The organism is Alishewanella sp. HL-SH06 (genome assembly GCF_052656265.1).
Map to the genome: position 1 here is coordinate 700,220 of NZ_CP199752.1, position 24,877 is coordinate 725,096.

29 protein-coding genes and 1 pseudogene are annotated in these 24,877 nt (G+C 45.3%); 22 read left to right on the plus strand and 8 right to left on the minus strand.

Going from position 1 to position 24,877, the window contains the following annotated elements; translation table 11 throughout:
- Position 1: 1 nt before the first annotated feature.
- The 5 genes from ACUJFK_RS03075 to tnpC (ACUJFK_RS03095) all read left to right on the plus strand — a co-directional run bounded on the left by ACUJFK_RS03075 (position 2) and on the right by tnpC (ACUJFK_RS03095) (position 4,185).
- The gene (locus ACUJFK_RS03075; RefSeq protein ID WP_445426047.1) at positions 2–1,183 is read left to right on the plus strand and encodes an NAD(P)/FAD-dependent oxidoreductase; all 1,182 of its coding nucleotides are present in this window, start codon (positions 2–4) and stop codon (positions 1,181–1,183) included.
- Positions 1,184–1,315: 132 nt separating this feature from the next.
- A complete protein-coding gene (locus ACUJFK_RS03080; protein ID WP_445426048.1) occupies positions 1,316–1,840 on the plus strand; it encodes a TnsA endonuclease N-terminal domain-containing protein in 525 nt (174 codons plus the stop codon).
- Positions 1,841–1,889: 49 nt separating this feature from the next.
- Positions 1,890–2,174 (plus strand): IS66 family insertion sequence element accessory protein TnpA, encoded by a 285-nt coding sequence (gene tnpA / locus ACUJFK_RS03085; protein WP_226752469.1) that lies wholly within the window; start codon positions 1,890–1,892, stop codon positions 2,172–2,174.
- 2 nt (positions 2,175–2,176) lie between these two features.
- Positions 2,177–2,533, plus strand: a complete 357-nt coding sequence (gene tnpB / locus ACUJFK_RS03090) for an IS66 family insertion sequence element accessory protein TnpB (RefSeq protein ID WP_445425237.1) — start codon at positions 2,177–2,179, stop codon at positions 2,531–2,533.
- A gap of 92 nt (positions 2,534–2,625) precedes the next feature.
- Positions 2,626–4,185: an IS66 family transposase gene (tnpC, locus tag ACUJFK_RS03095; RefSeq protein WP_445426049.1), complete on the plus strand. Its 1,560-nt coding sequence runs from the start codon at positions 2,626–2,628 to the stop codon at positions 4,183–4,185.
- Between the two features lie 41 nt (positions 4,186–4,226).
- On the opposite strand, the pseudogene ACUJFK_RS03100 reads toward tnpC (ACUJFK_RS03095), so the two are convergent.
- Together ACUJFK_RS03100 and ACUJFK_RS03105 are read right to left on the minus strand one after the other, a co-directional pair.
- A pseudogene (locus ACUJFK_RS03100) lies at positions 4,227–4,931 on the minus strand (IS3 family transposase); the annotation flags it as partial.
- Positions 4,928–5,209 carry a transposase gene (locus ACUJFK_RS03105; protein ID WP_445426050.1) on the minus strand — a complete coding sequence of 94 codons (282 nt, stop codon included), beginning with the start codon at positions 5,207–5,209 and terminating at the stop codon, positions 4,928–4,930. The gene ACUJFK_RS03105 and the pseudogene ACUJFK_RS03100, both read right to left, overlap by 4 nt.
- A gap of 126 nt (positions 5,210–5,335) precedes the next feature.
- Here ACUJFK_RS03105 and ACUJFK_RS03110 point away from each other — a divergent pair, with 126 nt between their 5' ends.
- The 6 genes from ACUJFK_RS03110 (at position 5,336) to ACUJFK_RS03135 (ending at position 9,991) form a co-directional block, all read left to right on the plus strand.
- Positions 5,336–6,274, plus strand: coding sequence for a hypothetical protein (locus ACUJFK_RS03110; protein ID WP_445426051.1), 939 nt, complete (start codon positions 5,336–5,338; stop codon positions 6,272–6,274).
- Positions 6,271–6,963, plus strand: coding sequence for an ATP-binding protein (locus ACUJFK_RS03115; protein ID WP_445426052.1), 693 nt, complete (start codon positions 6,271–6,273; stop codon positions 6,961–6,963). The genes ACUJFK_RS03110 and ACUJFK_RS03115 overlap by 4 nt, the downstream gene beginning before the upstream one ends.
- A 45-nt stretch (positions 6,964–7,008) precedes the next feature.
- Positions 7,009–7,293: an IS66 family insertion sequence element accessory protein TnpA gene (tnpA, locus tag ACUJFK_RS03120; RefSeq protein WP_226752469.1), complete on the plus strand. Its 285-nt coding sequence runs from the start codon at positions 7,009–7,011 to the stop codon at positions 7,291–7,293.
- 2 nt (positions 7,294–7,295) lie between these two features.
- The gene (gene tnpB, locus ACUJFK_RS03125) at positions 7,296–7,652 is read left to right on the plus strand and encodes an IS66 family insertion sequence element accessory protein TnpB (RefSeq protein WP_445425237.1); all 357 of its coding nucleotides are present in this window, start codon (positions 7,296–7,298) and stop codon (positions 7,650–7,652) included.
- A 92-nt stretch (positions 7,653–7,744) separates the two neighbouring features.
- Complete coding sequence (gene tnpC, locus ACUJFK_RS03130; RefSeq protein ID WP_445425506.1) at positions 7,745–9,325, plus strand: IS66 family transposase; 1,581 nt, start codon at positions 7,745–7,747, stop codon at positions 9,323–9,325.
- A gap of 201 nt (positions 9,326–9,526) precedes the next feature.
- Complete coding sequence (locus ACUJFK_RS03135) at positions 9,527–9,991, plus strand: hypothetical protein (protein WP_445426053.1); 465 nt, start codon at positions 9,527–9,529, stop codon at positions 9,989–9,991.
- Between the two features lie 12 nt (positions 9,992–10,003).
- Here the strand turns inward: ACUJFK_RS03135 and ACUJFK_RS03140 are convergent, their stop codons facing one another.
- From ACUJFK_RS03140 to ACUJFK_RS03160, 5 genes are all read right to left on the minus strand, one after another.
- The gene (locus tag ACUJFK_RS03140; protein WP_445426054.1) at positions 10,004–10,324 is read right to left on the minus strand and encodes an ISAs1 family transposase; all 321 of its coding nucleotides are present in this window, start codon (positions 10,322–10,324) and stop codon (positions 10,004–10,006) included.
- A 19-nt stretch (positions 10,325–10,343) separates the two neighbouring features.
- The gene (gene tnpC, locus ACUJFK_RS03145) at positions 10,344–11,924 is read right to left on the minus strand and encodes an IS66 family transposase (RefSeq protein WP_445425506.1); all 1,581 of its coding nucleotides are present in this window, start codon (positions 11,922–11,924) and stop codon (positions 10,344–10,346) included.
- A gap of 92 nt (positions 11,925–12,016) precedes the next feature.
- Positions 12,017–12,373, minus strand: coding sequence for an IS66 family insertion sequence element accessory protein TnpB (gene tnpB / locus ACUJFK_RS03150; protein ID WP_445425237.1), 357 nt, complete (start codon positions 12,371–12,373; stop codon positions 12,017–12,019).
- Between the two features lie 2 nt (positions 12,374–12,375).
- Complete coding sequence (gene tnpA, locus ACUJFK_RS03155; protein WP_226752469.1) at positions 12,376–12,660, minus strand: IS66 family insertion sequence element accessory protein TnpA; 285 nt, start codon at positions 12,658–12,660, stop codon at positions 12,376–12,378.
- Positions 12,661–12,705: 45 nt separating this feature from the next.
- The gene (locus tag ACUJFK_RS03160) at positions 12,706–13,578 is read right to left on the minus strand and encodes an ISAs1 family transposase (protein ID WP_445426055.1); all 873 of its coding nucleotides are present in this window, start codon (positions 13,576–13,578) and stop codon (positions 12,706–12,708) included.
- Positions 13,579–13,638: 60 nt separating this feature from the next.
- Here ACUJFK_RS03160 and ACUJFK_RS03165 point away from each other — a divergent pair, with 60 nt between their 5' ends.
- From ACUJFK_RS03165 to ACUJFK_RS03180, 4 genes are all read left to right on the plus strand, one after another.
- Positions 13,639–14,220 carry a hypothetical protein gene (locus tag ACUJFK_RS03165; protein ID WP_445426056.1) on the plus strand — a complete coding sequence of 194 codons (582 nt, stop codon included), beginning with the start codon at positions 13,639–13,641 and terminating at the stop codon, positions 14,218–14,220.
- 140 nt (positions 14,221–14,360) lie between these two features.
- A protein-coding gene (locus tag ACUJFK_RS03170) for an IS3 family transposase (RefSeq protein ID WP_445424806.1) occupies positions 14,361–15,916 on the plus strand; the annotation gives its coding sequence in 2 pieces (ribosomal slippage) (positions 14,361–14,844 and positions 14,844–15,916; 1,557 coding nt in all).
- Between the two features lie 88 nt (positions 15,917–16,004).
- Positions 16,005–17,189, plus strand: coding sequence for an IS4 family transposase (locus tag ACUJFK_RS03175; RefSeq protein WP_445426057.1), 1,185 nt, complete (start codon positions 16,005–16,007; stop codon positions 17,187–17,189).
- 79 nt (positions 17,190–17,268) lie between these two features.
- Positions 17,269–17,637: a hypothetical protein gene (locus ACUJFK_RS03180; RefSeq protein ID WP_229584747.1), complete on the plus strand. Its 369-nt coding sequence runs from the start codon at positions 17,269–17,271 to the stop codon at positions 17,635–17,637.
- A gap of 355 nt (positions 17,638–17,992) precedes the next feature.
- Here the strand turns inward: ACUJFK_RS03180 and ACUJFK_RS03185 are convergent, their stop codons facing one another.
- Positions 17,993–18,952 carry an integron integrase gene (locus ACUJFK_RS03185; protein ID WP_445426058.1) on the minus strand — a complete coding sequence of 320 codons (960 nt, stop codon included), beginning with the start codon at positions 18,950–18,952 and terminating at the stop codon, positions 17,993–17,995.
- A gap of 305 nt (positions 18,953–19,257) precedes the next feature.
- Here ACUJFK_RS03185 and ACUJFK_RS03190 point away from each other — a divergent pair, with 305 nt between their 5' ends.
- From ACUJFK_RS03190 to ACUJFK_RS03220, 7 genes are all read left to right on the plus strand, one after another.
- Positions 19,258–19,464 (plus strand): hypothetical protein, encoded by a 207-nt coding sequence (locus ACUJFK_RS03190; RefSeq protein WP_445426059.1) that lies wholly within the window; start codon positions 19,258–19,260, stop codon positions 19,462–19,464.
- A 525-nt stretch (positions 19,465–19,989) separates the two neighbouring features.
- Positions 19,990–21,327: a group II intron reverse transcriptase/maturase gene (gene ltrA / locus ACUJFK_RS03195; RefSeq protein WP_445426060.1), complete on the plus strand. Its 1,338-nt coding sequence runs from the start codon at positions 19,990–19,992 to the stop codon at positions 21,325–21,327.
- A gap of 471 nt (positions 21,328–21,798) precedes the next feature.
- Complete coding sequence (locus tag ACUJFK_RS03200; RefSeq protein ID WP_445426061.1) at positions 21,799–22,089, plus strand: DUF3144 domain-containing protein; 291 nt, start codon at positions 21,799–21,801, stop codon at positions 22,087–22,089.
- Positions 22,090–22,233: 144 nt separating this feature from the next.
- The gene (locus tag ACUJFK_RS03205) at positions 22,234–22,542 is read left to right on the plus strand and encodes a hypothetical protein (protein WP_445426062.1); all 309 of its coding nucleotides are present in this window, start codon (positions 22,234–22,236) and stop codon (positions 22,540–22,542) included.
- 84 nt (positions 22,543–22,626) lie between these two features.
- On the plus strand, positions 22,627–23,076 hold the full coding sequence (locus tag ACUJFK_RS03210) for a hypothetical protein (protein WP_445426063.1): 450 nt from the start codon (positions 22,627–22,629) through the stop codon (positions 23,074–23,076).
- 75 nt (positions 23,077–23,151) lie between these two features.
- Positions 23,152–23,436: a hypothetical protein gene (locus tag ACUJFK_RS03215; protein ID WP_445426064.1), complete on the plus strand. Its 285-nt coding sequence runs from the start codon at positions 23,152–23,154 to the stop codon at positions 23,434–23,436.
- Between the two features lie 590 nt (positions 23,437–24,026).
- Positions 24,027–24,569 (plus strand): hypothetical protein, encoded by a 543-nt coding sequence (locus ACUJFK_RS03220; protein ID WP_445426065.1) that lies wholly within the window; start codon positions 24,027–24,029, stop codon positions 24,567–24,569.
- Positions 24,570–24,877 lie beyond the last annotated feature (308 nt).

Below are 24,877 nucleotides of genomic sequence, written 5' to 3' on the forward strand. Positions count from 1 at the left end.
GATGCAGCAGTGGGATGTTATCGTTATTGGCGCCGGTGCCGCCGGGTTATTTTGTGCTATTGAAGCCGCGAAACGCGGCCGAAAAACCCTCGTGCTGGATAATGGTAAGCGCATCGGTCGCAAAATTATTATGTCGGGTGGCGGCCGGTGTAATTTCACTAATATGTATGCCAGCCCCGCTAACTTTTTATCGCAAAATCCGCACTTTTGTAAATCGGCACTCAGCCGTTATACCCAGTGGGATTTTATCGCGCTGGTGCAACAATATGGTATTGCTTACCATGAGAAAACCCTAGGCCAGTTGTTTTGTGACAAAAGCGCCAAAGACATCGTCGAGATGCTGCAGCAAGAGTGCGACAAAGCAGGCGTGCAAATCGGCTTACAACAAGATATTCAACAGGTCAGTTTTGTGGATGGCCAGTATCAACTTACTACAGCGCAAGGCGTGCGGCAGTGCCACAGTTTAGTGATCGCCAGTGGCGGTTTAAGTTTGCCGAACTTAGGCGCTACCGCCTTTGGTTTTCAGCTAGCAGAGCAGTTTGGTTTAAAGGTGTTGCCGGTGCGTGCGGGCTTAGTGCCGTTAACGTGGCAACCCAGCGATAAAGCGGTGTTTGAAGAAATTAGCGGTGTGGCGCTTCCGGTTACGGCTGAGGCCAATGACACCCAGTTTCCGGAAGATATGTTGTTTACTCACCGCGGCTTAAGCGGCCCGGCTATTTTGCAAATCTCTAACTACTGGCAACCCGGTGACGAGCTGCGTGTTAATTTCGCTGCCGGCCAAGATGTCACCGAGTTTTTAACCGAGCAGCAGCAACAGCATCCGGCGCAAGAGTTAAAAACCAGCTTAGCGCGCTTAATTCCCAAGCGCTTAGTGGATAAGCTGCTGGAGTTACAGTTGTTTCAAAACCAGCCATTAAAAGCTCTGAACGCCAAGAGCATTGCCCGCCTCGATGAGTTATTAACGCAATATGTGTTCAAACCCAATGGCACCGAAGGGTATCGCACCGCCGAAGTCACTCTCGGTGGCGTTGACACCAACGAGTTATCCTCTAAAACCATGGAAGCGAAAAAGCAACCTGGTTTGTATTTTATCGGCGAAGTGGTCGATGTTACCGGTTGGCTAGGGGGTTATAATTTTCAATGGGCGTGGAGTAGTGGTTGGGTGGCAGGGCAGTATTGTTAAGTGTGTGTAGTGACAATAAAGTTTGCCCGTAAGCACAATAGTTTGCCCGTAAGAGTATTTTCAGACAATAAAGTTTGCCCGTAGTGGCCTTTGGTACTATGCTTTTCTGAATGGAATACATCAGGAAATGTTATGTCGCGAGGAAAAAAACTTGAATCCTTTAAAGATTATCAACGAGCCTTAAAAAATAAGTATGGAATTGGAGAAGGCTCTGATTATAAGCCGTGGCTTAGAATCCAAGATGTAAAATCTCACGGAACTAGATCGATAATTTTTGGAAGAAAATCTCACCGAAGTCATCATATGATGTCTTCAATTGAGAGTGAGCTTTTCTATTTAGCTGAGTTCTCTGACAGCATCGTTGATATAAGAGAGCAGTTTCCTATCTTTCCTCTTAACTACACGCAGAAAGTGGCGAGTATGTTGGGGGTTAAGCATCCTACCCATCCCAAAACTAAAGAACCCATCATCATTACAACGGATCAGTTGTTTACTATTGATTCAACCAATGGCACTTCTTATCATGCAGTTTCTGTTAAGCCTGAAAGCGAATCTGATAAACAACGAGTGCTTGAAAAGATTAATATTGAAAGAGTTTGCTGGGAGTTGCTGAGCGTTAAGTGTAAGCGTAACGCCAACCACACATTCCTATCCTAACTGATCAACATTACCCTGTCTGCCACTTTAAATTATCAGGGTAATCATCATGAAACGCACTAAAGAACAATGGCTGGCCTTATTCGCCGAGCAAGCCCAAAGTGGCCTCACTCAAACGGCATTTGCTAAACGACAAGGGATTATCCCGACCTATTTCAATCTGCGTAAACGCCAGTTGTTGGCTCATCAGAATGATGACACCGGTTTCATTGAATTAGCACCACAAAGCTCGCCACTGGCCCGGCATATCCTGCTACGCAAGCGTGATATGGAATTGCAACTTCCAGCAGGGACGGATGCACTCTGGTTAGCCGCCTTGCTCAGGGCACTTTGACCATGAAAATGTTCCTCGATGTGCTTAAGGTCTATTTGCATAAACAGCCGGTCGATTTTCGCAAATCCATTAATGGCTTATCGTTGCTGGTCGAGCAAGAGATGCAGCTCTCGCCATTTAGCGGCGCGTTGTTTGTGTTCTGCAATCGGCAGCGTACTCGGTTAAAAGTGCTGTACTGGGATAGCACTGGGTTTTGTCTGTGGTACAAGCGACTTGAAAAAGACACGTTTCGCTGGCCAAGGCAGATGCCAGGTAAAGTGTTGTCTATTAGCGAGCAGCAATGGCATTGGCTGTTGCAAGGTGTCGATATTCAAAAAATCACCGCGCACCAGCCGCTGCATTACCAGAGTGTGGGTTGATATGCCGATCGGCTATAAATCTTGTAGATCGCATCCAAAACAATCTAAATCTTACCAAGCACTTAGCCAAATTGGCCGTTACAATAACGGCCATGAAAAAGATACCTCAATCCTTACCTGATGATGTTGAACTGCTCAAGAAAATGCTGCTTGAGCAGACGCAAAAGCTTGAGCGCAAACTGGCGCAAAAAGATAAGCGCATCGCTAAACTAGAGCGGGTTAACCAGCAGCTCTCGGATAAGCTGCAGCAATTGCTGGAGCGCTATAACCTGAAGAAGTACCAGAAATTTAGCCCCAGCAGCGAGACCTACGAAGGTGAAGGCGAAGTCTTAAATGAGGCCGAACAGCTTATTGAAGACGAGTCCGTAGCGACAGAGCCAGACACTCAGACGACCGAGAGCGCTGAGAAAGCCGCCAAGCCACGCCGACCGCGTATTACTCCTGAATTGCCCCGCGTTGACGTTATCCATGACATTGACGATAAAACCTGTGTCTGCTGTGGCCATGCCCTGCATCAAATGGGTGAAGAGGTTAGTGAGCAAATTGAGTTCGTGCCCGCGCAAATCCGTGTGCTGAGAAATGTCCGGTTGAAATACAGCTGCCGGCAGTGTGAAACCAATGGCACTAAGGTCGACATTAAGATTGCCGATGTACCGCCTGCGGTTATCCCTAAGAGTATGGCCACGCCAAGTTTACTGGCGCAAATCATCAGCAGCAAAATGCACTATGGGATGCCACTTTACCGACAAGAAAAACTGTTTAATGAAGCCGGCATTGAGCTTAGTCGTCAAACGATGAGTCGTTGGCTGATAACTTGTGCAGAAAAACTGCAACCGCTATTGGCCTTAATGAAAACCGAGCTTCTGAAACAGCCGGTGCTGTGGGCAGATGAAACCACCGTCAATGTGCTGGATGTTGAGAAAAGCACCTGTTACATGTGGGTATATGGCTGTGGCTTAGAAAAAAGTACCGGCCCTAAGCTGGTGCTGTTTGATTATCAGGATAGTCGCAGCAGTAAACATCCCTGTGACTTCTTATCCGGCTTTAACGGTTATCTGCAGGTCGATGGTTATGCCGGATATGAGAAAACCGACGCAACCTTAGTCGGTTGCTGGGCGCATGCCCGACGCAAGTTCGTCGAAGCCCAAAAAGCGCAGGGCAAAGGCAAAACGGGTAAAGCGGATGTGGCCCTTAACCACATCCAGAAACTCTATGCACTGGAGAGTAAATTAAAAACCGTACCGCCTGACAAGAAGTATGACGCCAGACAAGCACTAGCTAAACCACTGCTAGAACAATTTAAAAGCTGGCTGGATAAATCAAGCGAGAGTGTCACGAAAGAAAGTTTACTGGGAGTCGCTATCACGTATAGCCTGAATCAGTGGCCCAAGCTCATCCGCTATCTGGACGATGGTAGACTTAATATCGACAACAACCGTGCTGAGCGCGCCGTCAAACCGTTCGTGATTGGACGCAAGGCGTGGTTGTTTGCCAATACTGAAACGGGCGCAGAAGCCAGTGCTGCAATGTATAGCCTAGTCGAAACGGCTAAAATCAATGGCCTAGAGCCGTATGATTATCTATGCCGCTTGCTCACTGAGCTGCCCAAAGCCAATACCCACGAGCGACTGCAACAACTCCTGCCATATTGATCAGCAGCCACACCGCAAGGTGTGGTTGTTGTTACGCTTACTTTTAAAGTCGCAAAAAAACTTTCTGCTACGGCGTTATCATGACAATTGCCTCTGCGGCTCATCGACGGTTTCAAGTTATGCTCTTTCATAAACGATAAATAATCAGCACTGCCATATTGGCTGCCTTGATCGCTATGCACTAAAACTGAGTGTTTAGGCCGTCGTTGATAAACTGCCATCAGTAAAGCTTGAATGACTAAATGTTTATCCATGTTTTTATCCATAGACCAACCCACAACGCGACGTGAAAACAAATCGATGACCGTTGCTAGGTATAAAAAGCCCTCATAAGTACGAATATACGTGATGTCACTTACCCAAGCGGTGTTAGGTGCAACGGGTTTAAAATCGCGCTCTAACACGTTATCCGCTATCCGTGATGGCTTGCCACCTTTGATATACCGTCGCTTGTAGCCTATTTGGGCTTTTAATCGATTCAATCGCATAATTTTAGCCACACGATGAACACTACAGGTTTCACCGGCTTCTCGCAGATCACGATGTATCCAGGGGCTGCCATAAGTGCCGCCACTGGCAATATAAAACGCGTTAATCCGCGTGAGTAAACGCTGATCTTCAATAGTTCGCTGACTCAACGGCGCTTTTAGCCAAGCATAAAAACCACTGCGATTGAGCTTCAGAACACGACACATGGCTAAAACGGAAAATAATCGCAGATGGTCACGGATAAAGGCGTACTTCACTCTGGCTGGCTTGCAAAGTACCTTGCGGCCTTTTTTAATATGTCCCGCTCCTCCGTCACTCTTTTAAGCTCTGCTTCTAGCTTAGCAATGCGAACAGAGTCATTTGACTTGGGGCGCGCAACAACCTTGTTGCCACTAAGCTGGTCTCGCCAGTGGTATAACGATTTAGTTGAAATACCCAAACGTTCAGCCACTTCCTGAACAGAATAACCACGATCAGTGATTTGCTTTACTGCTTCAATTTTAAACTCTTCGGTATAACGTTTACCTTTGCTCATAAACACCTCTAATTTAAGTTACATTGTAACTGTTAAATGTGTCTAGCAAAGTCTGGGAAGTCCAAGGAGCTGGTTTGTGATAATGGCGAAATGATTGGCTTACAGCCTAAGAAAGCACTAAATCCAATGACTAAGCTTTCTTTCACTCCCCCTTACAGACCTGACTGTAAAGGAGTGGTTGAGAAACGTTTTGATATTCTAAATAAAGAAGTTATTCATGAATTTTTGGGGACTACGAGAGGTGGTAATATTGTCAGAGGTAGTCGAGACCCAAGAAAGGATGCTATCTACACTTTAAAAGAAGTGACTACTGAAATAATAAAAGCCATTCTAGAGCATAATAGATCCATTTTTGACGACTTAGCTTTTTCAAGTCCGTTATTAGTCGAAAATGACTTATCACCAACACCAATCAATTATTGGAAGATTCATCTTGCTAAGCATAAACATGAGCTTCAAGCTGCACTTCCTGATGACATTATAGCTCGTTTACTTCCTCCTGTAACAGTAAGTATGACACGAAGTGGAATTCACTTTAATGGGTTGTATTATACATGTTCAGAAGTTGAAGAACGAAATTTAGCATCTGTTGCTCGATCGTCAGGACAATGGCGATTAGAAGCACGAATTGATGAGAATACTACTAACCATATTTATGTAAAGTTAGATAAAAGCCATGGTTTTACACTTTGTCACTTACTGCCTCGTAGTCGAATGTTTAAAGATAAATCGATGTATGAGTCTGAATTTATGCAAGACTGGCTAGACTCAAAAAAAGAGTTAAGTCCGATAAGCGTAACATCTATTGATGATCACAAAAATCGTCAACTGATGACTAAAAATGCTAAAGAACGAAGTAAGAGCTCTGAAAATATATCATTCGCTGAAAAAACTAAAAATGTACGCCAACGTCGCAAAGATGAATTAAAAGCAACTACTAATGTTCTTCAACAAATTACAGAAAGCCAAGAAACTGTCGACTATTCCTCATCAAATGAAATCGTCGGTAAAGTCGTTTCCTTGCCAATTGGAAGAATAAGAAGAACAAAAGGAGATCCATCATGAGAACGGATAAAGCAATTTACCATGATGCAATCCTGCCAGAGCACCAAGGTAATCCCCTTATAGAAGCCCTTCGCCCTAAGCTTCCTTGGGAAGCGGTGATGGAAGATTTCAGTAATTACCCAGATTATGCTGAAGATATAGCTGATCATCCAGACCCTTTAGTTCGTGATGAGTATCTAAATCGTATAGAAGAGATCAGACAGCCATTAACAGATTATCAAGCATGTTTTCGGGCTATAGAGAGAGCTATCAAAAAAGGATATTCTGCAAAAAATCCACTAACCCCGACTACCGCACAATATTTGCATTATTTGGTGGATGAAAGACCAGAAATAGAGCCTAGAACAGGCTTCTTTCAACCCAAAGGAGAGGGCTTAACGCTAATTGGTGAAAGCGGTGTAGGCAAAACATCTATGCTTGAGCAAGTGCTTAGTTACTTTCCTAACGTCATTGAGCATGGCTCATACAAAGAGCATCCTTTAGCTCTTCGAAGGCAAGTTGTCTGGATAAAGGTCGATTGCCCAAGTAATTCAAGTGTAAGAGATTTGTGTGAAGAAATTTTAGCAGCGTTAGATCTTTCATTGGATAGAGAAAAGACTAAACCAGCAGGAACGATTGGTGCACTTGTTCGCCAATTAGAGCAATGCATTGTAAGCGTAACGCCAACCACACATTCCTATCCTAACTGATCAACATTACCCTGTCTGCCTCTTTAAATTATCAGGGTAATCATCATGAAACGCACTAAAGAACAATGGCTGGCCTTATTCGCCGAGCAAGCCCAAAGTGGCCTTACTCAAACGGCATTTGCTAAACGACAAGGGATTATCCCGACCTATTTCAATCTCCGTAAACGCCAGTTGTTGGCTCATCAGAATGATGACACCGGTTTCATTGAATTAGCACCACAAAGCTCGCCACTGGCCCGGCATATCCTGCTACGCAAGCGTGATATGGAATTGCAACTTCCAGCAGGGACGGATGCACTCTGGTTAGCCGCCTTGCTCAGGGCACTTTGACCATGAAAATGTTCCTCGATGTGCTTAAGGTCTATTTGCATAAACAGCCGGTCGATTTTCGCAAATCCATTAATGGCTTATCGTTGCTGGTCGAGCAAGAGATGCAGCTCTCGCCATTTAGCGGCGCATTGTTTGTGTTCTGTAATCGGCAGCGTACCCGGTTAAAAGTGCTGTACTGGGATAGCACTGGGTTTTGTCTGTGGTACAAAAGGCTTGAAAAAGACACGTTTCGCTGGCCAAGGCAGATGCCAGGTAAAGTGTTGTCTATTAGCGAGCAGCAATGGCATTGGCTGTTGCAAGGTGTCGATATTCAAAAAATCACCGCGCACCAGCCGCTGCATTACCAGAGTGTGGGTTGATATGCCGATCGGCTATAAATCCTGTAGATCGCATCCAAAACAATCTAAATCTTACCAAGCACTTAGCCAAATTGGCCGTTACAATAACGGCTATGAAAAAGATACCAGATACCCTACCTGATGACGTTGAACTGCTTAAGAAAATGCTGCTTGAGCAGACAGCGCTACTTGCCAAGCATGAGCAAAAGCTTGAGCGAAAACTGGCGCAAAAAGACAAACGCATCGCTAAATTAGAGCGGGTTAACCAGCAGCTGTCGGATAAGCTGCAGCAATTGCTGGAGCGCTATAACCTGAAGAAGTATCAGAAATTTAGCCCCAGCAGCGAGACCTACGAAGGTGAAGGCGAAGTCTTAAATGAGGCCGAACAGCTTATTGAAGAGCAGTCCGTAGCGACAGAGCCAGACACTCAGACGACCGAGAGCGCTGAGAAAACCGTCAAACCACGTCGGCCGCGTATTATTCCTGAATTGCCCCGCGTTGACGTTATCCATGACATTGACGATAAAACCTGTGCCTGCTGCGGCCATGCGCTGCATCAAATGGGTGAAGAAGTCAGTGAGCAAATCGAGTTCGTGCCAGCACAAATCCGGGTGCTTAGGAACGTGCGGCTGAAATACAGCTGCCGGCAGTGTGAAACCAATGGCACTAAGGTCGACATTAAGATTGCCGATGTACCGCCTGCGGTTATCCCTAAGAGCATGGCCACGCCAAGTTTACTGGCGCAAATCATCAGCAGCAAAATGCACTATGGGATGCCACTTTACCGACAAGAAAAACTGTTTAATGAAGCCGGCATTGAGCTTAGTCGTCAAACGATGAGTCGTTGGCTGATAACCTGTGCAGATAAACTTAAACCGCTACTGGCGTTAATGAAAGCTGAGCTTCTGAAACAGCCGGTGCTGTGGGCAGATGAAACCACGGTCAATGTGCTAGATGTTGAGAAAAGCACCTGTTACATGTGGGTATATGGCTGTGGCTTAGAGAAAAGTACCGGCCCTAAGCTGGTGCTGTTTGATTATCAGGATAGTCGCAGCAGTAAACATCCCTGTGACTTCTTATCCGGCTTTAACGGTTATCTGCAGGTCGATGGTTATGCCGGATATGAGAAAACTCACGCAACCTTAGTCGGTTGCTGGGCGCATGCCAGACGCAAGTTCGTTGAAGCCCAAAAAGCACAGGGCAAAGGCAAAACGGGTAAAGCGGATGTGGCCCTTAACCACATCCAGAAACTCTATGCACTGGAGAGTAAATTAAAAACTGCGCCGCCTGATAAGAAGTATGACGCCAGACAAGCACTAGCTAAACCACTGCTAGAACAATTTAAAAGCTGGCTGGATAAATCAAGCGAGAGTGTCACGAAAGAAAGTTTACTGGGAGTGGCTATCACGTATAGCCTGAATCAGTGGCCCAAACTAATCCGCTATCTGGGTGATGGCCGATTAAATATCGACAACAACCGTGCTGAGCGCGCGGTCAAACCGTTCGTGATTGGTCGCAAGGCGTGGCTGTTTGCCAATACCAAGACGGGTGCACAAGCCAGTGCGGCGCTGTACAGCCTGGTTGAAACCGCCAAAATCAATGGTCTGGAACCGTATGATTACTTATGCCGCTTGCTGACAGAGCTGCCCAAAGCCAATACCCACGAGCAACTGCAACAACTCCTGCCTTACTGATCACCAGCCACACCGCAAGGTGTGGTTGTTGTTACGCTTACTAAAGACTAAGTATGGAATAAAGGCCGAGTTGGGATGGAAAAAGTTATTGTTTAAGCGCGTTTATCGCATGTTTTAACTGTAAAAACTTACTGGCACCAAGTATGCCGATCTTGTTGCCAAGGTTCGTGATCATGTCTGCAAAATATGGAAGGGTATAGATTGAAATTTGTTAAGGGGGAAGCTCTACAAAGTTGGATTTATCGAAATATCATTGTTAACGGTTTCTCTGATTTTTCATCAGTGATTGGTTCTGATGGCCTTTGGCATCGATATCCATACTTTCCAAAAGAGGTTAAAGTTGAGTACAGCTCTATACCAGATCAAGAATTAATAGGATATTTACGTTTGTCTGGCATTGGAATTAAAAAAGCAAGTTTGTTAGAAAATCCAACACTTTATGTCAATGAAGTCTATGATGTTTTTCCTAAATCATATCACCCTGTAAATTATAGCAAAGGAAAGGTTACAATTGCATTTTGTAATTTATGTATCAAAGCGGCTATTAAGAATAATGGATTTGGATATATCAAGTCTGAATGGCTTTATGGATCGAAGTGTACAATTCACAATATAGAACTTGGAATATTAGAATCTACCTCAAGGATAGATACTTTAGCAGGGTGAGATTACGAGTGGTCATTTAATCACCACACTCATGCCAGCTTCCAACACCGCATCAAGATAAGCCTCATTCATCAATGCCTGACGCTGCTTTCTTCTGATACTCATTTTTCGCTTCTCAGCGCGTAACATATTCAAGCCGAAGTGTCGCATCGTGGCAAGATTGGCTGCTGCATTACCACGGTATATCTGGCACGCATCCTCACTTAAGCTCACATCCAGCACCCAGTGCAGCTGGTTTTCAATACACCAATGCTCGCGTACTGCCTGGGACAGCCTTTCTGCGGTAAGGTCGGCTGAGCTGATAAAATAACGTAAGCGTAACAACAACCACACCTTGCGGTGTGGCTGGTGATCAGTAAGGCAGGAGTTGTTGCAGTTGCTCGTGGGTATTGGCTTTGGGCAGCTCTGTCAGCAAGCGGCATAAGTAATCATACGGTTCCAGACCATTGATTTTGGCGGTTTCAACCAGGCTGTACAGCGCCGCACTGGCTTGTGCACCCGTCTTGGTATTGGCAAACAGCCACGCCTTGCGACCAATCACGAACGGTTTGACCGCGCGCTCAGCACGGTTGTTGTCGATATTTAATCGGCCATCACCCAGATAGCGGATTAGTTTGGGCCACTGATTCAGGCTATACGTGATAGCCACTCCCAGTAAACTTTCTTTCGTGACACTCTCGCTTGATTTATCCAGCCAGCTTTTAAATTGTTCTAGCAGTGGTTTAGCTAGTGCTTGTCTGGCGTCATACTTCTTATCAGGCGGCGCAGTTTTTAATTTACTCTCCAGTGCATAGAGTTTCTGGATGTGGTTAAGGGCCACATCCGCTTTACCCGTTTTGCCTTTGCCCTGTGCTTTTTGGGCTTCAACGAACTTGCGTCTGGCATGCGCCCAGCAACCGACTAAGGTTGCGTGAGTTTTCTCATATCCGGCATAACCATCGACCTGCAGATAACCGTTAAAGCCGGATAAGAAGTCACAGGGATGTTTACTGCTGCGACTATCCTGATAATCAAACAGCACCAGCTTAGGGCCGGTACTTTTCTCTAAGCCACAGCCATATACCCACATGTAACAGGTGCTTTTCTCAACATCTAGCACATTGACCGTGGTTTCATCTGCCCACAGCACCGGCTGTTTCAGAAGCTCAGCTTTCATTAACGCCAGTAGCGGTTTAAGTTTATCTGCACAGGTTATCAGCCAACGACTCATCGTTTGACGACTAAGCTCAATGCCGGCTTCATTAAACAGTTTTTCTTGTCGGTAAAGTGGCATCCCATAGTGCATTTTGCTGCTGATGATTTGCGCCAGTAAACTTGGCGTGGCCATGCTCTTAGGGATAACCGCAGGCGGTACATCGGCAATCTTAATGTCGACCTTAGTGCCATTGGTTTCACACTGCCGGCAGCTGTATTTCAGCCGCACGTTCCTAAGCACCCGGATTTGTGCTGGCACGAACTCGATTTGCTCACTGACTTCTTCACCCATTTGATGCAGCGCATGGCCGCAGCAGGCACAGGTTTTATCGTCAATGTCATGGATAACGTCAACGCGGGGCAATTCAGGAATAATACGCGGCCGACGTGGTTTGACGGTTTTCTCAGCGCTCTCGGTCGTCTGAGTGTCTGGCTCTGTCGCTACGGACTGCTCTTCAATAAGCTGTTCGGCCTCATTTAAGACTTCGCCTTCACCTTCGTAGGTCTCGCTGCTGGGGCTAAATTTCTGATACTTCTTCAGGTTATAGCGCTCCAGCAATTGCTGCAGCTTATCCGACAGCTGCTGGTTAACCCGCTCTAATTTAGCGATGCGTTTGTCTTTTTGCGCCAGTTTTCGCTCAAGCTTTTGCTCATGCTTGGCAAGTAGCGCTGTCTGCTCAAGCAGCATTTTCTTAAGCAGTTCAACGTCATCAGGTAGGGTATCTGGTATCTTTTTCATAGCCGTTATTGTAACGGCCAATTTGGCTAAGTGCTTGGTAAGATTTAGATTGTTTTGGATGCGATCTACAGGATTTATAGCCGATCGGCATATCAACCCACACTCTGGTAATGCAGCGGCTGGTGCGCGGTGATTTTTTGAATATCGACACCTTGCAACAGCCAATGCCATTGCTGCTCGCTAATAGACAACACTTTACCTGGCATCTGCCTTGGCCAGCGAAACGTGTCTTTTTCAAGCCTTTTGTACCACAGACAAAACCCAGTGCTATCCCAGTACAGCACTTTTAACCGGGTACGCTGCCGATTACAGAACACAAACAATGCGCCGCTAAATGGCGAGAGCTGCATCTCTTGCTCGACCAGCAACGATAAGCCATTAATGGATTTGCGAAAATCGACCGGCTGTTTATGCAAATAGACCTTAAGCACATCGAGGAACATTTTCATGGTCAAAGTGCCCTGAGCAAGGCGGCTAACCAGAGTGCATCCGTCCCTGCTGGAAGTTGCAATTCCATATCACGCTTGCGTAGCAGGATATGCCGGGCCAGTGGCGAGCTTTGTGGTGCTAATTCAATGAAACCGGTGTCATCATTCTGATGAGCCAACAACTGGCGTTTACGGAGATTGAAATAGGTCGGGATAATCCCTTGTCGTTTAGCAAATGCCGTTTGAGTAAGGCCACTTTGGGCTTGCTCGGCGAATAAGGCCAGCCATTGTTCTTTAGTGCGTTTCATGATGATTACCCTGATAATTTAAAGAGGCAGACAGGGTAATGTTGATCAGTTAGGATAGGAATGTGTGGTTGGCGTTACGCTTACAAAATAACGTTGCTCTAACACCGCACGCTTGTGCTTTTCCACCCGGTAAGTCGTTGCCATGCCTAAGGTTGTCAGCGCTGGCCAGGCAGCTTTGAGTTTTTCCGGTAATTCGCTGGCCGGACAGACCTGGAATTCACGGTACTCTAGACGCCCACGGTTCTTTTCCAGTGACTGCGCTGCACTATCTTTATGCGCTTTACCCGCAAAGACTTGTTTTACTGCATCGTGCAGATGACCTTGGTTGCCTTTAACCGTCAACAGGTAATCAGCTTTTTTATCTACTATCTGCTGCGCTATCTCTTTCTGGCATCCCATTGCATCCAAACTGACCAGGCATCCTTTAAGCTCCAGCAAGTTAAGTAGCTGAGGTATCGCCGTAATTTCGTTGCTCTTCTCGTCCGTTTTAACCTGGCCCATTACCACACCATTGGCGCTGGCAAAGGCGCTAACCATATGAATAGAAGAGCAGCGGTCTTCCCGGTTGTAGGAGCCGCGAAGCGTTTTGCCGTCGATTGCGACCACCTGACCATCGGTAAGCTCTGTACAAGCCTGCATCCAACTGGCAAAGCAGCGCTGCAAGGCTTCGCTGTCCAGCAGTGACATCACCCGCGCGATGGTGTCGTGTACCGGCAAACCCAGTTTAAAAAAGCCATGTTCTTGCAGCCAGTCAAAGCGGTTTTCGCCGAAATCTTCAATATCTTCCCAGCCCTCACAGCCAGCAATGACTGCGCAAAGCGTTAAAAACACTACGTCAAACAAGGGGTAAACGACCTTAGCGGCTTGCCTTGGGTCTTCTAATTCTGAAAAGTGCTCTGCAAAAATATCGATGTTCATAAACTGGCTCCGCGTAAAAGCCAGTATCTGATCACAGCTGAAGATCGGGGTCAATCAGTTATGCTAAAGTGCGTACTAAATGTTCGTGATCTTGCCCTGGATACTTTAGTAAAATTAAGCTGTATTTTGAAAGGGACATACTTTAAAAAAAACTTCAATCAAAGTGAAATGAAATTTATAAAAGAAGAAGTTGAAAGTTTTGATTTTCATTTTATGCCATGCATAATTAATGAGTTTTATAAAACTATCAGTAATCAATTTTACGGTATCGCTAGAATTTACTTAAAAGAAAAATTTTACTTTGCTGACGGTAGAAAAAAGAAAGTGCATGAGTTTAATATGGATTCTGAACTCACGAACTTCATGAGTTTTAATGCTCCAGATTTTAATAAATTTATGGATGAAAGAGCAGAAGTGATTTTCCATACATTTGGAATTAACCAAAATAATTCTTTAAGTGAGAGAATAATTAAAAAGAAAGGTGAGAACTGTTCAAAGTGTTATCAATTGAACAGAGGCGATAAGTGCTCAATTGCACCCATTAAAATGTTTGTACTTGATAAAGATGGTTATGTAGATGCGGAGTATTTAAGTAACCCTTGTGATATAAGATTAAAAAAAACATATAATAACATGGTGTAATTAACCTGAGGTATCCCCAGAAATTCTGTAGTTAAAATAAAATGTTAGGCGATTAGGGAACATCCCGCCGTGTCAGGATAGTTGTCCGGTCTTTTTTTCACAATAGTTAGCGTCAGACGGCGGGTGGTTAGCAGGTTGAAATGGCTATATCCCCAGAAAGAAAAGAAGCGATCTTAAAGAAGTTATTACCGCCAGTCAGTCGCTCAGTAGCGCAGTTGGCAAGAGAGGAAGGCATTTGCGAGCAGACGCTGTACAATTGGCGTAATCAGTTAAAAGCTCAAGGATATGCTGTGCCGGTAAGTGGACAAAAGCCTGATGATTGGTCAGGAGAAGCAAAATTGGCGGTGGTGATTGAAACTGCCCCGCTATCAGAGGCTGAGTTAAGCCAGTATTGCCGTGAAAAAGGCTTGTTGGTTGAGCAGGTTAAAGAGTGGCGCAGTGCCTGTGTGATGGGCAATATGAGCGAAGCTCAGCGCAAGGCTGCTGAGAAAAAGCAGTCTAGAGAAGATAAAAAGCGCATTAAAACGTTAGAGCGCGAGCTTAACCGTAAAGAAAAAGCCTTAGCGGAGGCGGCAGCGTTGCTGGTGCTGCGAAAAAAGCTCAGAGCGTACTACGGCGAGGAGGACGAGGACAGTTAACGTCGGTTAGTGAACGCAGCTTAAACCTGGTCTGGTTTGATGAAGCCGTGTTAGCCGGTGCCAGGCGTGATAAGGCTGCACAGGAGCTTGAGATACCGTTGCGTTCACTGCGCCGCTGGCGGGATGAGCAAGGTGTGGTGCTTGAAGATAAACGGCCAGTAGCCATCAGGCAAGAGCCGAAGAACAAGCTTAGTGAAACCGAGCGCGAGCAGATACTGGCCACCTGTAATGACGAAGAGTATGCCAGCTTACCGCCATCGCAAATTGTGCCGAGGTTGGCAGATAAAGGTGTTTATCTGGCGTCGGAATCGACGATGTATCGGGTATTAAAAGCGGCAAACCAACAGCACCATCGTGGCAAAAGCAAAGCACCTCAGAAGCGGCCAATGCCCACCAGTTACAGTGCGTCAGCACCCAATCAGGTGTGGTGTTGGGACATCAGCTATATGCCCTCAGGCATACGCGGTTTATACTGGTATTTATACGCGATCATCGATATTTACAGCCGAAAACTGGTGGCTTGGGAAGTGCACGACAAGGAATGCAGTCAACTGGCCAGTGAGTTGGTACAGCGTGCATTACTCCGTGAGCAGTGCCTGTTTAAACCACTGGTACTGCACTCAGATAACGGCAGTCCGATGAAAGGCAGTACGCTCAGGGTAAAATTGCAAGAATGGGGTGTAACCTCCTCATTCAGCCGGCCCAGAGTGAGCAATGATAATCCGTATGTGGAGTCGTTGTTCAAGACGGTGAAATATTGTCCGCAGTGGCCAACCGGCGGCTTTGCAACCGTAGGTAGTGCCAGAGAGTGGATGTTAGAATTTACACGCTTCTACAATAATGAGCATCGCCATAGTGGTATCAGGTTCGTGACACCGGCGCAGCGGCATCAGCACCAAGATACGGCTCTGCTGGAAAAGCGTAAAGCGGTATATGAACAAGCAAAGTCAGATTACCCACAGCGATGGGCTGGCAGAGCAACAAGAAACTGGAGCCCTATAGGGCCAGTAAGTCTGAATCCTGAGCGGGAAATCGTGCCAGTTCAGGCAGCAGCATAAAACGGGAAAATCGGACAACTACCTTGAAAAACTCCGACATTCATGGTGGTTCCCGATCTGATCATTCGCCAAAACTCACAAAACGCGGATGGTCACCATGAATGTAAAAACTATGCTCGCCGATTTCCTCGCATTTGTCACCCCCCAAACGATGCATAAAACCCGATTTTCGGTGTTGTTAGATGCGGTAACGGCTTTGGCCAAAGACGCGCGGTGCACCGTCACAGCTATTGGTCGCGCTATGCCAGGCACTTCTGACAAAGTCAGCATTAAGCGCGCGGATAGATTGCTCAGCAATTCCAATCTACAACGGGAACTGCATCTGATTTATACGGCAATGACTCATTTGATTGTTAGTAGCAAAACACAGCCGATAATTTTGGTTGATTGGAGCAATGCCGATAAGGCGAAACGCCATTTTATTCTGCGGGCCAGCATCGCAGCTGACGGCAGAGCACTGACACTATTACAAAAAGTGGCAGCTGCAGAAGATTACACTTGCCCACATTTGCACTGGGCGTTTTTAAAGCAACTCAAGGCCATGTTACCTAGCGACTGTAAGCCTGTTGTAGTGACAGATGCTGGATTCAAAGTGCCTTGGCTTAAGCAGGTACGCAAATTAGGCTGGCATTATGTCGCCAGAGTCAGAGGTAACGTGAAGATTAAACTAGCAGAGCAAACTGAGTTTATGACTGTCAATGCGCTTTATAAAAAGGCTCGCGCCACCCCTAAACACTTAGGCGCAATCGTGCTGACGCAGGCACAACACTATGAAACCCGCGCCATTCTTGTTGGAAAAGGCTATAAGCTATTGAAGAGAGACAAAAATAAGTCTTACAAAGAACCCTGGTTATTGGTGTCATCGTTGCCTGAATGCCATGGCTACGCAGACAAAATCGCTAAGTGCTACAGCAGTCGGATGCAAATTGAAGAAAGCTTCCGAGACCAAAAAAGCTCGCGTTATGGCTTAGGGAGCAACCTGCATGGCACTAAAATCAAATCACGTTTGGATATATTGCTGCTACTGGCGGCACTGGCAAATTGGTTCCACTACCTGATGGGTGCGGCAGGCGAAAAGGCTAGATTACATTTGCGATATCAGGCTAATACGGTAAAAGATAGGCGAGTGCTGGCACTGAACTTCCTCGGGATACTGCTTTGTAAGGAACCGAAACTGCCTATACGTAGGCACAATTATCAACAAGGACTAAAGCAAATCTTGCTCTGGGTGGCCCAGTGGGACTGGGCGGTAATCAAGTTGGCAAAGAGCTAATAGTATGTATCTTAATTTTGTGGGGATCCCTCAGCTATTTTATAGTTTGTTTTGTTATTAACCGTTATGAGGATACAAATTGACGCCATTCAAGATAGGTACTGCACCAGATCAGGGTGTTGAACAACCTAAGGCCTGGGCTGCGGCGTTTTTTACTTCAATAGAACATCTTGCTGACTTTGTTGATCTTTCTCCTCAGTCTCTTAAAAGGTCAGAGCGCGTTAAGCAATCGAAAGTGCAAACGAGGTTAATCGAGATCCATGCACTATTGCGTCGGGTGCGACCTTGGTTTAATTCTGATCAGGCTGCATGGGCATGGTATATCGGTGAGCCGATTGTAGCTTTTGAACGATTAACGCCATCAGAGATTATTAAAAAATTTCATGGTTCTGGTATTGAGGCATTGAATGATTGGATCACAGAGCGAGAAATGGGCGGTTTCAATTAGTAGCATTTTGCTAAACTGAAGTATTTAATCATCTGCTTTTGACATCATATGTCCATTTGTTGATCTAACGCAGTTTCTTCAGCCAGCGCAATTAGTTTATTCGATTCTAAAGGTTTTTTGTATTCCATGAGAACGGTGAAAAAAACACACTGAGTTATCACTGTTTTCACCAAACACTGACCACTCGATGCAATCTTTGTGCTCCAGAACTTTAACCCGAAAGTACCAACAATTAACTAACTTCAGCTATGTGCTGCTTTGAGCGAATAGCAGAGATCCATCACCGCATCATAATCCATATGCCAATATCTGCTTTACTGCAAAACCGGACATTGAGTCCGGTTTTGGTTACAAATTACCGATCTATCGGGCTCGATGTCCCAGATGAATGTTGCCCTATGACATGCGTGTATATTTGAGTGGTTTTCAAATCTGTATGGCCTAACAACTCTTGAACCGTGCGTATGTCAGTGCCTGCTTTGAGTAGTTGCGTAGCAAAAGAATGCCTGAAAGTATGCGCAGTGATGTGCTTTTGAACGCCTGACTTTTTTACAGCAAGTCTTAATTTCTTGGTAAGTGACGTCCAGTGTAAATGATGGCGGCATGAATACCCATCTACAGGATGCTTGCACCTGACTGACGAAGGGAAAATAAATTGCCACTTAAAATCAGATATCGCATAGGGATATTTTCGAGCCAGTCCCGCAGGCAGACTGGTTTTTCCTTCTCCTTCGCAAAGGTCTTTCTCATGAAGTTCACGTACTTTTTCAATTTGAGATTGAAGTGGCGCAACCAGCTTATCAGGCAACATAGTGACACGGTCTTTTCCACCTTTGCCACGAAAAACAAAGATGTTTTTTGATTCAAAGTCGACGTCCTTAACTCGCAACTTCAGCAGCTCAGCTTTTCTGAGTCCGCAGCCGTATAAAAGTGAAAACATCAGTTTATAGCTACCAGATAGTTGATTAATCACACTAATAGCTTCGTTATGAGACAAGACAGTTGGTACTCTTTTAGGCGCGCGGGCTTTTATCGTATCGGGCAGTAAAGTGAGCTCTCTTTTAAGGATATGTTTATACATAAATACGATAGCGCAGAGTGCCAAGTTTTGAGTGGACGCAGTCACTTGTCTATTTACGGCTAAATAGGTCAAGAAATCAGTTACCTCCTGCTCTCCCATGACTTTTGGGTGCTGTTTTTTATTGAATAAAATGAAGCGTTTTATCCACAATAGATACGTTTTTTCAGTTTGAATTGAGTAATGTTTAGTGCGCATAACCTGCCTAATACTTTCAAGGAAAGGTGAGCGAGCCATATTAATCCTCCTGTTGAATATCGAGTGTATTACTGAGAAGTCTCAGTAATATCTATGATAAACAGAGCTAAATTAACCTAGGCTGTTGATATTGCGTATGTTTACTCTGTTTGGAGGTGGGGTGTTACTGAGACTTCTCAGTAACATGGTAAATTTAAAGTGAATTAAATGCTTGGTTGGCTTCTCAAGTTATTGATTTTCGGTAAACTCATAGGTATAAATTTATTTTACCTCTCGGGTGTTACTGAGAGGTCTACATAATAACTGTTTAAAAAAAAAGTTATGTGCCAAATTAGGCTTTTGCTATGACCGATCATGAACGCACATCACTTAGAGACAAGATCAGGAATATCATTGATCTTAAAATTTTTGTGCTTTCAGTTTCGATCGTTTTTATGGTTAGTGTACTGATTTCCTGGTACACAGATTTTAGCTTTTGGTGGACAGCTCTACTCGTGGCGGTAGCAGTTCTAGCAAATGGGGTCATCATTGCGTTTGAGAAGGATATTTAAACAGTGTATCTAGCCTCAAGTAACACAGTCTTAGTCAAGGCACATAACAAGTCGGTTAAGTCGCCTTCGGCTGGGACGCAAAAATGCTGCGCATTTTCACGCCCCTTACCGAGGCGTGTGTGTCGGGCATGACACGTAACTAGAGAGGTGAAAGTCCTCTTGCCAGGTGTTCGCAGAGCCGAAGGCTAGGAGAAGGGCAAGGGCGTTGTCGCGAGGCAAGGTCTGGAGGAAGCCCAATCCAAAATGACGGGATGATGTACAAGAACCAGATCTGAGGTGTGATACAGCTGAGGCGAGCGGGCACGTGACCGCGAAGCCTTCCATCTGCGATTGGGCTGTATTTTATAAATCTGGCATCTACGTCATAAAAGCTATGTGTCTTACCCCGAGAGATCTGCATGATGTTGAAGGAACAACTGACAAACGGGCAACTGTGCGTGATCGTCATGCAGAAGTCAGCAGAGGGCATATTAGGCGGTTTCTCAACGCTGAAGGCCCGAACATTTTCAGGTGATGGTGTACTGAATGAACATGAATATTGCATCTGCCAAGTCTCAACTGAGATCACGGCCGCAGGCAGTGGATGAAATTCATGCTCAGGAAATACAAAGCCAGCCACCAAGTAATCCAACATCATGGATGGCGCAGGTACTTGCAAGGGATAATCTTGTCCGCGCTTTAAACCAAGTTAAACGTAACAAAGGAGCTGCAGGTGTAGACGGTATGACGGTAGATAGATTATCGGATTATCTCAAACAGCACTGGCCAGCGCTAAAAGAGCAATTAGAAACTGGCAACTACCAACCAGAACCAGTAAAGCGGGTAGAAATCCCCAAAGCTGATGGTCGTAAACGCAAGCTTGGTATCCCAACAGTGCTGGATCGCTTTATTCAACAAGCGATAGCACAGGTACTAAGCGGGCACTGGGAAAGCCAGTTCCATAACAATAGCTATGGGTTCAGACCGATGCGCAGTGCGCATCAGGCAGTGAGTTATGCCAAGGCTTTATTGCTATCAGGTAAAGGCTGGGTAGTGGATCTGGATTTAGATGCGTTCTTCGACCGAGTTAACCATGACAGGTTGATGAGTAAACTACGGGCGCAAATTCAAGATCCAACATTGCTAAAGCTGATCCATCGTTATCTTAAAGCGAAAATTGACCACAAAGGCAAACTAGAAAGTTGTCAGGAGGGCGTACCACAAGGTGGGCCACTGTCGCCACTGCTTGCCAACATTGTGCTCAATGAACTGGACTGGGAGCTGGAACGCCGAGGCCATTCCTTCGCCCGCTATGCCGATGATTGCCAGATTTACGCAGGCAGCAAGCGAGCAGGTGAACGAATAAAACAGAGCATAGAGCGCTTTATCGAAACCCGCCTGAGGCTCAAGGTAAACAAAGCGAAAAGCGCTGTAGCTCGGCCTTGGGAGCGAAGCTTCCTTGGCTTTACGTTCAGCCGCAGGAAAGGCAACAGACTTAAAGTGACCGATAAGGCACTGGACAGGCTGAAAGACAAATTGCGCGAGCTGACGCGTCGTACGAGAGGCCATAATATTGGTAGTGTTATCGCAGATATAAGAAAAGCCCTGCTTGGTTGGAAAGCGTACTTCGGTATAGCGGAAGTACAGAGTCAGCTGCGAGACACAGACAAATGGTTGCGGCGAAAGTTACGGTGTTATATCTGGAAGCAATGGGGTAGTAAGGGCTATCGAATGTTGAGGAAAGCAGGAGTTGATAGGTTCTTAGCCTGGAACACTGCGAAATCAGCACATGGCCCTTGGCGTCTGAGCAAAAGCCCAGCACTTTACATTGCCTTGCCTAACAGATATTTTACAAACATGGGGCTGCCCACCATAGCAGCATGATTAGGATTATGAAAATGAACCGCCGTGTACGTGATCCGTATGCACGGTGGTGTGGGAGGAGAGGCGTCGTGAGGCGTCTCCCTATCCCGATTATGTTTTCAAGGAGTGACATTGCCAGTTCTAATAATTCTTTTGCCTTTATTTTTGCTTGGTTGCAATGCTGATATCGAGCCGTGCAATCAAATTAGTTTAGGAATTAGCGAATCTGAACTAGTAGATAGGCTTGGCGAACCTTTCCAAAAGTCTGATGAGGAAGACAATAAACTAGCTTACATGTACAAAGGTAAGAACATACCGTCAATTATGATCGTTGAGCTGGAAAGAAATGTTGAGAATACATTCTTGGTATCACACTGTAATGTCATGTAGCCGCAAGGAACATAACAAACGCCAGCAAAACGCGCCTTTGGCGCTCGACTCGCAACAAGTTGCTCGCGTTTGTGGCGGGCGTTATGCATCCAAGGAGAATCCGTGCAAGAAGTAGATGACGAATTTTACGAGCGTGCTGATGCGCATATTCATTTGTCCAACGATCAGATAAATGAAAAGGCCACCCTAGGAAAAGTCAGCGCCTCAAATATGTATGCTACGGCTCGTTTCAATGCATGGGTTAGTGCGTGCGGTTGGAATAATGGCCAAGAAATGGCTGCGTCGAAACAAGAAACGCTGGACTACTTCGTCACCGAGTACCGGAAAATGCTCGAAGAAAACCTAGACGATTACATCGAAAACTTCGATTCTTATATGAGGTCTAGCGACTAATGCATAACAAGGCCAAGCAACATCGTTCGCTGCGCTCTCTGGACAGCCTTGCGCTTGCGCCTTTTGTGCATGGCTTCGCCATTATTGCACAAAAGTCACAATCACAAGTCTGCCGTTGTTGGCGGCGTTAGGTGACTCAAGCGTATGACTGATATTACATCGGAATTATTAAGCGGGGCATCACCGTTTTTAAGTGGGCTTTTTTACGATTCGCTCAAAAGAGAAGTTGTACTAAAAGCAGTGAACAATCCGGAAGATATGCTAGTCGTCAGAGTGATTACATTTTCTGGAATCACCAAATATTCAGAATCTATTGAAGAAGTCGATGACGAATTAATAGATGGTGTCATTGGCATTAATTGGCTAAACGACTCTCAAATTTGCATAAAAACGGATATACGAGAAATCATTATTACATTGACTGGCAAACCTCATGGACAGACCGTCACCTAACAATCCGCGTCATTCGGGGCCTGCGGCCCCTGCGACGCTCACAAGTTCGCGCGCATGCGCGGGGCGTTAAGTGCAAGGATGAGTATGAAGAAAATTTCGGGCTCCACGTTTTATTTTAAAAAGCTATTCCCTACGATATGGTTTGGATTTCTGGCTTTTTTTATCATCACAGCGGTCTTATCAGGTGCAACGGCTGAGTCCTTCATGTTTATTGTTGTCCCGGCTTTTATGGTGGTGTTTGGTTTCTTGTTTTTTAAGAAATTGCTTTGGGACTTAGCCGATGAGGTCTACGACGAAGGAGATTCGTTATTGTTCCGAAAGGGTGTTAAAGAACAGAGAGTATTCTTAAAAGACATCATCAATATTAGTCATACTCCAATGCAATCTCCAGAAAAGGTCGTACTTCATTTACGCGAAGAGGGAGCGATTGGCAAAGAGTTAGCATTTAATCCTCCAATGCGCTTCAACAAGTTCGCCAAAAACCCAATAGTGAACGATCTTATTGATCGGGTAGATCGTGCAAAACGCACTTAACAAGCGCCTTAAACATCGCGGCCTGCGGCCGCTGGACTCGCAACAAGTTGCTCGCCGTTTAGGCGTGCGTTAGGGATGATGATGGCTCAGACCGATAATCCAACCATCAAATGCGGTACACATGGCACAGTAAACTCTGCTGTAGTTTGCTGTCATTTGTTGCAAAAAACAGAAGGCGTTTTGGGTTTTGTAGAAAACAGCACCGAGCCTGATGACTTGCAAGCTTGGTGTGGTGCTTGTGAGGAGTTTTTTCTTAGCGAAGGTGAAATGACTGAATCATTCAGAGCATTTAATAATTTCAGTCTTGTTTGCGAGTTTTGTTATGCAAAAATTAAACAGCAGCATTCAGCAAATCCCTAACAAGGCGCATCACTCGCGGCCTGCGGCCGCTGGGACGCCAACCCGCTGCGCGGCTCGTCGCCAGTGTGCTTTGCGTTATACGCCATAGATGCTGAGCTTACTTGATTTTGCAATAGTATTTTTTCCAAATTTTATTTTGGTGATACTTTACCTTTTTGTGGACAAATTTACGAAGCAACCAAAACTGTTTTTGTTCTCTTGGTTTTCCATGCTGGTTTTAATGTTTGGCATTGGTTGGTTTTCATGGGAATCTCAACATGAAATTTCACGGGTAGGGAATGGACTTATTTTAAGTTCAAGTACCTGGATTAGTGGACTGTTAATGACTTTTTTCATAAGTGATAGAAAATTTGGAGTCTGGATGATTCTTGTTTCCTTTTCACTTGGATTCTTGTCAGTAGCGCTGTGTTTTTTCCTCTTGATAGCAACAGGACAAATATGGGGTTTGTAAAAAATGGCGTATAACAAACGATTACAGATGGACACCGAGCACTCCATGTTTTTGTGTTGCTCGCTGCGCTCAGACATTAACACAAAACCGCTCCGCACTCAGTGCCACTGAATCGAGTGTTAGCCACACAAGGATAGTTATGAAAACAATATTAAGTTTATTAATTCTTATTTTTTCTACACAAGTCGTCAGCGACGACAATTTTCATTGGCTTACAGAATCAGGTGAAATAGCTCCTGAAAGAGAAAACCAAAAAAGTAATGGCGGCTTTGGTGGCTGGTTACTTGTTACTCCAGATAAAGACTGGGAAGATAAATGGAATACACCCAGAGAAAATACCCCATACTTTTCTGAGGCGAAGGATGTGAAGATTGGAGAAGAACTAACCATCTTGCCATTCTTTGCAAATCCTCGGTTAGATAAATCAGGTAAATTTGATATCAACTGCAATATTAGAGTCGAATCACCCACAGGTTCGTTATCTATTGACGAAAAAAACATTCCTTGTGCCAATGGGGTTCTAAACATGGATCCCAAATCAATTTTTCTTACACAAACGGTCATTAAATTTATTGGTGAAGAAGGCGATGCTTTTGGTAAGTGGAATGTCTACTTTGATATGCAGGACTCGATGAGGGGAGTTCAGGTGTCTCTTAAGACATCTTTCAACCTTGTGGAGTAGTGTGTGGCTAACAAAGCGCTAAAGTCACTCACTTCGTTCGTTGGGACGCAAACGCGCGGCGGCTTCGCCATTTTCGCCGCACATTCGCGCCCCTTAGCTTAGCGTTATATGTCCCAATATGCATAAATATTGTTGCGGAAATTGCGAAATCGTCTTTGGAGAACATGAGCGTATTTGTGAAGACTGGAGATGCAAGGATAAATCAATTATTTGCCCTAAATGCAGGCACTACTTAAAGATTATTGAAATACCATTTCCGTTTGAAAAGGAATGCACTTGGTTATTTTGGATAAGTTCGATACTTGTAC